The organism is Ruegeria sp. F11 (assembly GCF_056533855.1).
The window spans coordinates 206897-219030 of sequence record NZ_JBQFOW010000005.1 but is presented as its reverse complement, the minus strand read 5'-3'; the positions used below and the strand labels follow the sequence as shown (position 1 = coordinate 219030).

Annotated in this window: 7 protein-coding genes; 5 read left to right on the top strand and 2 right to left on the bottom strand. The window is 60.4% G+C overall.

Going from position 1 to position 12134, the window contains the following annotated elements:
- Positions 1-269: 269 nt before the first annotated feature.
- Together ACR0NJ_RS08650 and ACR0NJ_RS08645 are read left to right on the top strand one after the other, a co-directional pair.
- Positions 270-737, top strand: coding sequence for a hypothetical protein (locus ACR0NJ_RS08650; RefSeq protein ID WP_480816728.1), 468 nt, complete (start codon positions 270-272; stop codon positions 735-737).
- A 118-nt stretch (positions 738-855) separates the two neighbouring features.
- A complete protein-coding gene (locus tag ACR0NJ_RS08645) occupies positions 856-2631 on the top strand; it encodes a hypothetical protein (protein ID WP_480816727.1) in 1776 nt (591 codons plus the stop codon).
- Here ACR0NJ_RS08645 and ACR0NJ_RS08640 read toward each other — a convergent pair.
- Entirely contained in the window at positions 2628-3752 is a 1125-nt protein-coding gene (locus ACR0NJ_RS08640; protein ID WP_480816726.1) for a beta-ketoacyl-ACP synthase III, read from the bottom strand. The genes ACR0NJ_RS08645 and ACR0NJ_RS08640 overlap by 4 nt on opposite strands.
- A 166-nt stretch (positions 3753-3918) precedes the next feature.
- On the opposite strand from ACR0NJ_RS08640, the gene ACR0NJ_RS08635 reads away from it, so the two are divergent.
- Genes ACR0NJ_RS08635 through ACR0NJ_RS08625 form a run of 3 tightly spaced genes read left to right on the top strand, consistent with a single transcriptional unit; the run spans position 3919 to position 8474 of the window.
- Positions 3919-4386: a MarR family winged helix-turn-helix transcriptional regulator gene (locus ACR0NJ_RS08635; protein ID WP_480816725.1), complete on the top strand. Its 468-nt coding sequence runs from the start codon at positions 3919-3921 to the stop codon at positions 4384-4386.
- Positions 4383-5420, top strand: coding sequence for an efflux RND transporter periplasmic adaptor subunit (locus tag ACR0NJ_RS08630; RefSeq protein WP_480816724.1), 1038 nt, complete (start codon positions 4383-4385; stop codon positions 5418-5420). Before ACR0NJ_RS08635 ends, ACR0NJ_RS08630 begins: the two co-directional genes overlap by 4 nt.
- Positions 5421-5432: 12 nt before the next feature.
- The gene (locus ACR0NJ_RS08625; RefSeq protein ID WP_480816723.1) at positions 5433-8474 is read left to right on the top strand and encodes an efflux RND transporter permease subunit; all 3042 of its coding nucleotides are present in this window, start codon (positions 5433-5435) and stop codon (positions 8472-8474) included.
- 199 nt (positions 8475-8673) lie between these two features.
- On the opposite strand, the gene carB is transcribed toward ACR0NJ_RS08625, so the two are convergent.
- A complete protein-coding gene (gene carB, locus ACR0NJ_RS08620; protein ID WP_480816722.1) occupies positions 8674-12018 on the bottom strand; it encodes a carbamoyl-phosphate synthase large subunit in 3345 nt (1114 codons plus the stop codon).
- Between the last annotated feature and the right edge of the window lie 116 nt (positions 12019-12134).

The window sequence follows — 12134 nt, the reverse complement described above, 5'->3', positions numbered from 1 at the left end:
CACACGCTCTATGGGGATGGAGTCCCCGCGCTCGCAACAGCGACGCCGTCGGCCAACATGTGGCCTAAACGTTGTGAAGACTGAAATCCCGTCCCACTATCACTCGTTACCGGCAAGAACTGCCGCCACTCACTCACAAAATCCCCCGCATATCTGAGGGATAGTCAATTTATGGCATTTCAATTATGACTGGAGTATGGGAAATTTTCCTTCCCTTTCCCCTAAATCAAATGCGTGGGAAAGGGCGCGCGGGTAACAAAGGTAAAACAATGGCAGATATTGGGGCTTATCTGAAAAAGCACACGGAATCCTTGGTGAAGGATGTCGGGATCGAGGCCGCGTGCGAGATCACGGGCAAGTCAAAGGCCACGTTGGGCCGGTATTATTCCGACAATGCCGAACATGCCGACCGGTTCATGCCCGTGGACGCGGTTGCCCGGCTGGAAAACGCGGCGAATTATCCGCATGTGACTTCGGCCCTTGCGGACCTGAAAAACATCACCTTGTCCTACGATGGCCGCAACACCGAAGCGCCCCGGACCGGAGGGGTGAACTCGGACGTTATCGCGCTGAGTCAGAGGTTTGCCATGCTGATGACCGAATATCAGGCCGCCATCGAGGACGGGATCATCACGGTGAATGAGGCCAAGCGGCTGCTGAAGGAAACCAGCCTGCTGCAGCAGGTTCTGATCGAGATGAAGCTGCATCTGGAAGAAGAAAGCGTCAGCCAGCCCTGATTGTGGCGTTGGCAGAAGGGCAACCACTGACGGTGGTTCGGCAGTAAAGTTCTGCCTCAATTATGTCACTTCGGTCTCATAGACAGGCCTGCGAACAATATCGCCAAGGCAGGATGACATGCAGAATGTCCCGTACAGACTCGTAACGGACAAAACCACGTGCAGGCTTTTCGTGGTCGCCTTTGTGGTGCTTGCCGGTCTGATGACGCTCGGCGGGTACGTTCAGGGCCCAGATGATATCATGCGCTGGGTCGCGGTGTCCGATCTGCTGGACGGGCAGGGTTGGTTCGATCCCTATCAGCATCGGCTGGGACCGGACGGTGGCACATTGATGCACTGGTCCCGCCTGATCGATGCGCCCATCTCTGGGATTTACGTGCTGAGCAGCGCGGTTTTGTCGCCCGAGGCTGCCTATCAGTTCACGGCCTTCCTGTGGCCAACATTGTTGGCCGGGTTGCTTTTGTGGGTTTTCGCAATCATCGGTGGCGCTCTAGGGGGCCGTGAGGGGGCCGTTTCCACTCTGGTCTTGGCTGTGATTGCGATCAACAGTTCGGGCAAATTCGATCAGTATTCCTTTGATCACCACGGGTTGCAGGTCTTACTGTTTGTATCTGCGGTGATGTTTTTCATCCTCCGCAGGAATATCCGACACGCGGGCCTTGGGCTGGGCGTGTGTCTGGCTTTGTCCCTGTCCATCGGCACGGAATCGCTGGCGCAAATCGGGCTGATCGGCCTGTTCGTTGGGGTTGATTGGATCTTGTCCGGCGAAACCAGCCGTCGCCGTACAATGGAATTCGGGGCCGCGATGGCCGGGACGCTGTTGGTGGCGGCGGTGGCGACAACGGCGCGCGAGAGTTTCTTTTTTCCAGGCTGCGATTCCCTGACACTCAGCGTAGCCTTGCCAGCAGGCGCGGCGGCGCTTGGGCTTTTGGGGGCTGCGGTCTTTGCCTCTGGCTGGTCGGTTTGGGCCCGGTTCGGGTGCTTTGCGGTGGTTGGCGCGCTTGCCGTGGGCTTGGCATACAGCGTCGCGCCCTATTGTCTCGAGAACCCGATCAACCAGATGTCGCCTTACATGCGCGCCTTTTGGCTGAGCCAGGTGACCGAGGCCCAGAATGTCAGCGTCTTCATCCAGCGGCATGCAGGGGAAACCGTTGCGCTGATCGCGATCTCTGTCTTCTCGATGATCGCTGCGGGTGTTTTTGCCTATGGGTCGGACAGAAAGTTGGAGTATCTATTGCTGCTCGGCTTGATCGCCATCGCGTTTGTTCTGTTCCTGTACCAGTCCCGTATGATGACCTTTCTGGCCCTGTCGATGGTGGCCGTGCAGGCGCAGGTGTTGCGGGTGATCTACCAGAGATACCGGGCCAGTGGGCAAAGGCTGTTCGGCATCCTGCTGGTTGCGTTTGTCGTTCTGATGTCTCCGAAAACCGGCGCAAGCCTTGAAAAGCACTTTACCGCGCGAGCGGAAACCGTGCCGGAGACAGGCGCAGGGGCTCAGACCAGCGCGTATGCCTGCACCACAGCTCAGGCCACTCGCCCGTTGGGCGATCTGGAGCCCGGCCTGATCCTCGCCGATTTCGACTATGCCTCGTACATCCTGCGCGACACGGATCACTCGGTTCTGGGCGGGAATTACCATCGGAATGAGGCCGGAAACCTCGCGCAGATTGATCTGTTCCGGTCCGAATCTCGCGACACTGGCCCGCGCCTTGCCGAGTTGGGCATCGACTACATTCTGGTCTGCGAGGCCAATGCGCGAACAGAATACTGGTCGTCGGTGTCCGAAGGTGACGGGTTTCTGGCAGGGCTGCTACGCGGCGATCTGCCGGACAATGTGACCGAACTGCCCCGCGCCGAAGGGGCGGCGTTCCGCATCTACGCCGTAAACGGCTAACCGCGCCGTTTCACAATCACCGACCCGACCGAATAGCCCGCTCCGAACGAACAGATCAGACCGATATCGCCATCGCTCAGGTCAGCGGAATATTGCGAAAAGGCAATGATGGACCCGGCGGACGAGGTGTTGGCGTAGTCCTGCAGAATGTTGGGCTGTTCGCCGCCTGTGGGCTCGCGGCCCAGAACCTTCTTGCCTATGAAATCGTTCATCGTCTTGTTGGCCTGATGCAGCCACAGGCGTTTCAGGTCGGTGCTGGCGACGCCCTCGGCCTGCATGTGATCGCTGATGTGTTTGCTGACCATTGGCAGCACTTCCTTGAACACCTTGCGCCCGTTCTGCATAAACTGCATGTCGCGCCTGTCGATTACCCCGTCGGGGCGCGAGCGGCGTAGGAAGCCGTTGTTATTGCGAATATTGTTGGAAAACGCGGTGGCGCAGCGGGTCGAGAGAACCTCAAAATGCGGGCCAGTTGCGTCTTCGATCCGTTCGATCAGCGTGGCTGTGGCCACATCGCCAAAGATGAAATGACAGTCCCGGTCGCGCCATTCCAGATGGCCCGAACAAATCTCGGGGTTCACCACCAGCGCCGCCCGGACTGAACCGGACCGCACCATATCCGCCGCAGCCTGAATGCCGAAAGTGGCCGAGGAACAGGCAACATTCATGTCAAACCCGAACCCGTCGATACCCAGCGCCTGCTGAATCTCGATGGCAATCGCCGGGTAAGCGCGCTCATGGTTCGACGCCGCGCAAATCACCAGATCGACGTCCTCGGCCTTGCGCCCTGCCTGCGCCAGCGCCTTGTTGCAGGCATCCACCGCCATTTCGGTCATGATCCCGGGCTCATCATCACTGCGTTGGCGCAGTAACGGGTGCATGACATCCGGGTCCAGCACGCCGGATTTGTCCATTACAAACCGGTTCTGAATGCCCGAGGCTTTGAGGATGAACTCCTCTGACGAATGTTGCATCGGCTCCGTTTGCCCCGCCGCAATCGCTTCGGCGTTCCGCGCGTTCTGCTTGTCGGCATAGGCGTTGAAGGCCTCAACAAGCTCGGCGTTGGTGATGACGTTCTCAGGCGTGAAAACACCGGTTCCGGTGATGGCGGGCGTGTACATGGCGGATCCTGACTCGCTTGGATTCGCTCAAAATGCAGCCTCGGCAGGGTTTGATCAAGGTATGTTGACCCGAGGGCAATGGGCGAGGCGGCGGGAATTCACCTTCATGTCTTGAATAGTTCAGAAAATGAAGTATATGGCGGCAGGACATTGCGCGAGAGGTCCCATGCCGGACGACACAAGCAACAGGCTGGATCAGCTGACGCCCGAGATACAGGCGATCATGGGGGTCTATGCCCTATATTGGAAACTGGAAGAGACGTTCGAGTGTATCGAAACCGAGCTTAGCCATCCGGAATGCCACATGCTGATCAAGCTGGATCAGCCCAAACGCATGGGCGTGTTGGCAGCCGATATGCTCAGCGTTCCGTCCACCATTACGGCCACCGCGGATGCGCTGGAGCAGGCCGGGTATCTGACCCGAGAAAAGGACCCCGCCGACCGCCGGGCCTTGCTGCTGGTGCTGACCGACAAAGGCCATGACGCCCGCGACATGCTGGTGGCCGAAGCAGGGGAGCTGTTTCACCGGGCCTCCGGTCTGAATGCCGAAGAAACCGCCCAATTCGCGCAACTGGCGCGCAAAATCCGTGACAATGTTCTGAAAACCGGAATTCCCGAGGGATTAACAAAATGAAACTGCTGACCGCTTTGGGCCTTGCAATGGCCGTTCTGGCAACCCCGATGGCCGCGCAGGAGGTTTCGAAACCCGTGAAGCTGATGCTTGTGCGTGAGACCGAACCCGGCTTTTCGCGCCAGTTCTTTGGCCGTGTCGCCGCGCGTCAGACGGTGGATTTGGCCTTTCAGGTGCCGGGTCAGATTGTCGAGATGCCCGTGACCGAGGGTTTTGTCATTCCCAAGGATGACCTGATCGCGCGTCTGGATCAGGAACCGTTCGAACTGCGCCTGAGCCGCGCGCAGCTGCAAAAGGAACAAGCCGACCGGACCGTCGCCCGCTTGTCCCGCCTGCGGGGCACCACGGCCAGCCAGGTGGCGGTCGATGACGCCGAGACCGAGGCGCAACTGGCGGCCATCGCCCTGCGCGATGCCGAATATGAACTTGAACACGCCACGCTGACGGCCCCCTTCGACGCGCTGGTGTCCAGCCGCGCGGTCGAGGCGTTCACCACCGTTTCGGCAGGCACCCCGATTGTCCGCCTTCACGACATGTCCGAATTGCGGATCGAGGTCGACGTGCCCGAGATCCTGTTTCAGCGCTCGGGACAGCAGGATGACATAACCCTCACCGCCAAATTTCCGGTCAGTGATGAAGTGTTCCCTTTGGAAATCCGCGAATTCGATGCCGAATCCTCCAGCGTCGGGCAGACCTATCGCATTCAGTTCGGGCTGACCCCGCCCGAGGGGTTGCAGATTCTGCCGGGGTCCTCGGTGACGGTCAACGCCAAGGTGCGGGACGGGCGCGTGGGCATCATCGTGCCCGCGACTGCCATCGTTGCCGATGCCGCTGGTGAGCTGGGGGTCATGGTCTTTGACCCGGTTGGCGCCGATGAAGGGACCGTGAAGCGTGTGCCTGTGACCATCGAGCCAACCCAGACCGGCGATGTGCGTGTGCTGAGCGGCCTGTCGGATGGCCAAGAGATTGTGGTGGCAGGCGGCGCTGCGCTGACCGATGGTCAGACCGTGCGCCGTTTTACCGGTTTTTCGAACTAAAGGGGCGGGCAGATGAAAATTGCGCGCGCTTCCATTGACCGGCCACTTTACACGTGGCTGATCATTCTGATCGCCCTGTTCGGCGGTATCTGGGGGTTCCTGTCGCTGGGGCGTCTGGAAGACCCGGCCTTTACCATCAAAAACGCGGTTATCATCACGCAATACCCCGGTGCCACCGCCGAGCAGGTCGCGCTAGAGGTCTCGGAACCGCTGGAATCGGCGATCCAGCAGATGGGAGAGGTAGATACCATCACCTCGGTCAATCAGCCGGGCGTGTCGCTGATCGAGGTTGAGATTCAATCTACCTATGACGGATCGGAACTGCCCGATATCTGGACCCGCCTGCGCGCCAAAATCCGCGATGCGTCCCGCAGCCTGCCCTCGGGCGTCGGCGCGCCCTACGTCAATGACGGGTTCGGCGATGTGTTCGGGTTGTTCTACGCCGTCACCGCCGACGGTTTTTCGGACGCCGAAAAACACGAGCTGGCCACCTTCCTGCGACGCGAGTTGCTGACCGTTGACGGCGTCGCCGATGTCGAGGTTCAGGGCCTGCCGGAAGAGGCGATTTTCATCGAACCCGATCTGGCCATCTCGGTGAACCAGAACGTGCCCATTCAGGCGCTGAATGAGGCGATTGCCAATGCGGATTCGGTCAATTCATCCGGTTCCCTGAGGTCCGGCAATGACCGAACGACGATCCTGACCGCGGAAGGCTCCGACAGCGTGTCGGCGATTGCCGGTCTGTCGGTCGGCTCGCAGGGACAAGTGATCAACCTGTTCGACATGTCTAATGTCTACCGCGACCGCCAGACCGACCCGCAGGTCATGATCCGCTTCAACGGGACCGAGGCGTTCACGCTGGGCATCGCGGGCCTTTCAACGGAAAACATCGTCGAGGTCGGAAAGCGCGCCGACGCCAAATTCGCCGAGCTTGATCCGAGCATCCCCTTCGGTGTCGAGATTCTGCCGATCTACCAGCAGCACGTCGTGGTCGAGCAGGCCTCGAACGATTTTCTGGTCAACCTTGCGATGTCCGTCGCCATCGTGGTCGCTGTTCTGGGTATCTTCATGGGCTGGCGGGCGGCTATCGTGGTCGGCTCGACCCTATTGCTGACCGTTGTGGGAACGCTGTTGTTCATGGCGCTTTTCTCGATCGAGATGGAGCGGATTTCGCTGGGCGCGCTGATCATCGCGATGGGCATGCTGGTGGACAACGCCATCGTCGTGGCCGAGGGGATGCAGATCGCCATGCTGCGCGGTAAATCCTCGCGCGATGCGGCGGAAGAGGTCGCCTCGAAAACGCAAATCCCGCTGTTGGGAGCGACGGTGATCGGCATCATGGCCTTTGCGGGGATTGGCCTTAGCCCGGATGCGACCGGAGAATTCCTGTTCTCGCTTTTCGCGGTCATCGGCATTTCATTGCTGCTGAGCTGGGTGCTGGCGATCACCGTGACGCCAATGCTGGGGCATTACTTCTTCAAGCAGGGCAAGGCGGGTGACGTGGACGCCTATAGCGGGATTCTGTTCCGCATCTATGGCGTGATCCTGCATTGGGCGCTTCGATTCCGCTGGCTGGTGGTCGCCGGGTTGGTTGCCGTTACAGTCGCCTGTTACGCCGGTTTCGGGCTGGTGAAACAGCAGTTCTTCCCGGATTCGAACACGCCACTGTTCTTCGTGCACTACAAGCTGCCGCAGGGCACCCCGATTGCGCGCACCAGTCAGGATATGGCGGTTTTCGAAGACTGGCTGAACGACCGAGACGATGTGGTGTCCGTGACAACCTTTGTCGGGCAGGGCGCGACGCGCTTCATGCTGACCTACTCGGCCGAGGACCCGAACCCCAGCTACGGCCACATGATCATCCGGACGGAGACGCTGGACGACATCCCGGCGCTGCAGGCCGATCTGGAAGCGTTTGGAACCGGGCGCTTCCCCGAAGGTGAGTTCCGCACCAAGCGTCTGGTCTTTGGCCCCGGCGGCGGCGATCCGATCCAGGCGCGGTTCTCGGGCAGCGACCCGGTCGTGCTGCGGCAACTGGCTGAAGAGGCGGTGCAACGTATGGCCGCAGCTTCCCCCAACGCGTTGAATATCTATCAGGACTGGCGCGAGAAAGAGCTGGCCGTGCGCCCGATCTATGCCACCGAACGGGCGCAGACGGCGGGCGTCAGCCGCGAGGACATTGCCGCCACCCTGCAGTTTTCGACCGACGGCATCAGCGGCGGTGTCCTGCGGGAACGCGACCGGCTGATCCCGATCATCATCCGGCGGGCGGCAGACGGGGACTATTCCATCGTCGATCAGGTGGTGTATTCCGATCAGTCCGAACGCTTCGTGCCCGTCGAACAGATGGTGGACGGGTTCGAATACGAGGCGCTGAATACGCTGGTGCATCGCAGGGACCGGGTGCTGACCATCACTGTCGGTGCCGATATCCCGCCCGGTATCACAGCGGCGCAGGTGCATGCCGAGGTGCGCGATGCCATCGAAGCCATCGACCTGCCGCCGGGCTACAGGATGGAATGGGGCGGCGAGTATGAAAACTCGCGCGATGCGCAGGAGAGTCTGGGCAGGCAATTGCCGCTAAGCCTGCTGATCATGGTGCTGATCTCGGTGCTGCTGTTCAACGCGCTGCGTCAGCCGATCATCATCTGGCTGCTGGTGCCGATGTCGGTCAATGGCGTCGTCATCGGCCTGCTGGGAACCGGCCTGCCGTTTACCTTCACGGCATTGCTGGGTCTGCTCAGCCTGTCGGGGATGCTGATCAAGAACGGCATCGTACTGGTCGAGGAGATCGACCTGGTCCGTGCCTCCGGAAAACCCCTGCGCGAGGCGATTGTCGAGGCTTCCGTCTCGCGTTTGCGCCCGGTTATGCTAGCGGCGATCACCACAATTCTGGGGATGGCGCCGCTGCTGACGGATGCGTTTTTCGTGTCGATGGCGGTGACCATCATGGGCGGTCTGGCCTTTGCCACGGTGCTGACCATGGTGGCCGCGCCGGTGTTCTACCTGCTGTTTTTCGCGCGCGATGAACGGCGGGTGGCACAGGCCGCCTAAAGGTCTGCTTTCGTCAGATCAGCGGGACAAACGGAACGTCACAGGCGGCAAGGGCGGTAAGAGCGGCGATAGCCAGTAGAATGCGCATCTTGGTGGTCCTTCTGCTCGATTAGCCAAAAAATGAGCGCCCGCTGACAAAACGTCAACGGGCGCAAGTATTTTCCTGAGTGATGCGCGCTTTGCGGCTCAATGCGCGTGGTTAACCCTGCAGCGACTGCACCTCGACATCCCCTTCGGCCTGCGCCTTGATCGCCAGCGCGGCGGCGTGGCTGGCGGCGGCGGTGGTGAAATAGGGGATCTTGTCGTACAGCGCGATTGAGCGGATGGACTTGCTGTCCTCGACCGCCTGCGCGCCCTCGGTAGTGTTCATCAGCAACTGAACCTGACCGTCTTTTAGCATATCGACCACGTCTGGGCGGCCTTCATACACCTTGTTGACTACGTCGCAGGGCACGCCCTGATCCGCCAGCCAGCTTTGGGTGCCGCGGGTCGCGACCAGTGCGAAGCCTTGCCCGACCAGAACCTGCGCGGCCTCGAGCATAGCGGGTGTCTTGTCGGCGTCCTTGATCGAGATAAACGCACGGCCCGACGAAGGCAGCACCATGCCCGCTCCCATCTGCGCCTTGAGGAAGGCGCGCGGGAAATCGTGATCCCAGCCCATCACCTCACCGGTCGAGCGCATCTCTGGGCCGAGAATCGTATCGACGCCGGGGAAGCGGGCGAAGGGCAGCACGGCCTCTTTCACCGAGAACCACGGCATGTTCGGGTCGGCCAGTGTCATCTGGTCGACGACCTTGTGGTCCTGTTCCTTGTTGTAGGCGGGACGCTGCGGGAAGTTCGAAAGCGGCTCGCCCGCCATCACCCGCGCGGCGATCGAGGCGATGGCGCTGTCGGTGGCCTTGGCCACGAAAGGCACGGTGCGGCTGGCGCGGGGGTTGACCTCGATCAGATAGATTTCGTCATCCTTGACCGCGAACTGAACGTTCATCAGGCCGACCACATTCAGCGCGCGGGCCAGTTTATGCGCCTGATCCTCGATCTTCGCCAGAATCTCAGGGCTGAGCGAATAGGGCGGCAGCGAGCAGGCCGAGTCGCCCGAATGCACGCCCGCCTCTTCGATGTGCTGCATGATGCCCGAGACGTGAACATCCGTTCCATCACACAGCGCATCCACGTCCAGTTCCACCGCACCGGACAGATAGCTGTCGAGCAGCACCGGGCTGTCGCCCGAAACCACCACGGCTTCGTTAATATACCGTTTCAACTGATCCATATCGCGCACGATTTCCATCGCGCGACCGCCCAGAACGTAAGAGGGGCGGATCACCAGCGGGAAGCCGATTTCCTCGGCAATCTCAAGCGCCTGTTCGTCGGTCGAAGCGATGCCGTTCTTGGGCTGTTTCAAGCCCAACTCGTTGACCAGCGCCTGGAACCTTTCGCGGTCTTCGGCCAGGTCAATCGCGTCGGGCGTGGTACCGAGGATCGGGATGCCTTCGTTCTCAAGCGCGTGGGCCAGTTTCAGCGGGGTCTGGCCGCCGAACTGAACGATCACACCGTGCAGGGTGCCGTTTTCCTGCTCTTTCATCAGGATTTCCATGACATGCTCAAAAGTCAGTGGCTCAAAATACAGACGGTCCGAGGTGTCATAGTCGGTGCTGACCGTCTCGGGGTTACAGTTGACCATGATGGTCTCATACCCCGCATCGGTCAGCGCGAAACAGGCGTGACAGCAGCAATAATCGAACTCGATCCCCTGCCCGATCCGGTTCGGGCCACCGCCGAGGATGACGACCTTTTTGCGGTCACTCGGGCGAGCCTCGCACTCGACCTCGCCCATCATCGGGGCCTCGTAGGTTGAATACATATAGGGCGTCTGCGCCTCGAACTCGGCGGCGCAGGTGTCGATGCGTTTGAAGACGGCTGAAACGCCCAGATTGCGGCGGGCGCGGCGGACATTGGCTTCGTCGCGGCCAGTCAGATTGCCCAGACGCGCATCGGTGAAACCCAGCATTTTCAGCCTGCGAATACCTTCCTCGGTCATCGGCAGGCCGTCTTTACGGACCTGACGCTCGGCTTCGATGATTTCGCGGATGCGGGCGAGGAACCACGGGTCGAACTTAGTGACGCCGAAAATCTCATCATCAGTCAGGCCGTGGCGCATCGCCTGCGCGATGGTGCGCAGGCGGTCCGGCGTCTGTTGGCTGATCGCTTTGATCACGGCGGCCTTGTCGTCGGCTTCTTCCCAGACACCCACGTTCAGGCCGGGTATTTCGATTTCATCAAACCCGGTCAGGCCCGATTCCATCGATGCCAGCGCCTTTTGCATTGATTCGTGGATGGTGCGGCCGATGGACATGGCCTCACCCACCGATTTCATCGCGGTGGTCAGGTAGGGCTCAGATCCCGGGAATTTCTCGAACGCGAATTTCGGGATTTTTGTCACGACATAATCGATGGTCGGCTCGAACGATGCCGGGGTGACCTTGGTGATGTCGTTGTCCAACTCGTCCAGCGTGTAACCCACGGCCAGTTTCGCGGCGATCTTGGCAATCGGGAAACCGGTTGCTTTGGAGGCCAGAGCCGACGAGCGCGACACGCGCGGGTTCATCTCGATCACGACCATGCGGCCATCATCTGGGTTGATCGCCCATTGCACGTTCGAGCCACCGGTCTCGACGCCAATTTCACGCAGAACAGCGATCGAGCCATTGCGCATGATCTGGTATTCCTTGTCGGTCAGCGTCAGGGCAGGGGCCACGGTGATCGAGTCACCCGTATGCACGCCCATCGGATCGACGTTTTCGATGGAACAAACGATGATGGCGTTGTCGGCAGTGTCGCGCACCACCTCCATCTCATATTCTTTCCAACCCAGCAGGCTTTCATCGACGAGGATCTGATTGACGGGTGAGGCATCCATGCCCGAGCGGCAGAAATGGATGTAATCCTCGCGGTTGTAGGCCACACCACCGCCGGTACCGCCCAGCGTAAAGGCAGGGCGGATGATGGCGGGCAGGCCGATCTCTTCCAGCTCATCCAGCGCCATCTGCACACCGGTGTCTAGATCGGCGGCACCGTCTTCCTTGCGGGGCGCGGTTACGATGGTCGCCTTGGGGTTTTCCAGCCCCAGCCGGTCCATCGCCTCGCGGAATAGCTTGCGATCTTCGGCCATTTCAATCGCGTCGCGCTTGGCGCCGATCATCTCGACACCGAACTCCTCGAGCACGCCCATCTCTTCCAGCGCCAAGGAAGTGTTCAGACCGGTCTGACCGCCCATGGTGGGCAGCAGGGCATCAGGGCGTTCTTTCTCGATGATCTTGGCGACCACCTCGGGCGTGATCGGTTCGATATAGGTGGCATCGGCCAGACCGGGATCGGTCATGATCGTCGCGGGGTTTGAGTTCACCAGAATGACCCGGTAGCCTTCTTCCCGCAGCGCCTTGCAGGCCTGCGCGCCGGAATAGTCGAACTCACACGCCTGACCGATAACAATGGGGCCCGCCCCGATGATCATGATCGACTGGATGTCGGTTCTTCTCGGCATGGCCACGTTCCTTCGATTATCCGCGAGTCAGGGCACCGCCCCAGCGCCCAAATTGTCCTGCGTTATAGGGACCGCGTGAAAAGGTGCAAGAGGGATCGGAAACAGGGATGAAATTG

Bases quoted from the DNA above. Each gene is read 5' to 3' on its own strand.
- ACR0NJ_RS08640 (WP_480816726.1), bottom strand. From the start codon at position 3,752: ATGTACACGCCCGCCATCACCGGAACCGGTGTTTTCACGCCTGAGAAC.
- ACR0NJ_RS08630 (WP_480816724.1), top strand. From the start codon at position 4,383: ATGAAACTGCTGACCGCTTTGGGCCTTGCAATGGCCGTTCTGGCAACC.
- ACR0NJ_RS08635 (WP_480816725.1), top strand. From the start codon at position 3,919: ATGCCGGACGACACAAGCAACAGGCTGGATCAGCTGACGCCCGAGATA.
- carB (WP_480816722.1), bottom strand. From the start codon at position 12,018: ATGCCGAGAAGAACCGACATCCAGTCGATCATGATCATCGGGGCGGGC.
- ACR0NJ_RS08645 (WP_480816727.1), top strand. From the start codon at position 856: ATGCAGAATGTCCCGTACAGACTCGTAACGGACAAAACCACGTGCAGG.
- ACR0NJ_RS08625 (WP_480816723.1), top strand. From the start codon at position 5,433: ATGAAAATTGCGCGCGCTTCCATTGACCGGCCACTTTACACGTGGCTG.
- ACR0NJ_RS08650 (WP_480816728.1), top strand. From the start codon at position 270: ATGGCAGATATTGGGGCTTATCTGAAAAAGCACACGGAATCCTTGGTG.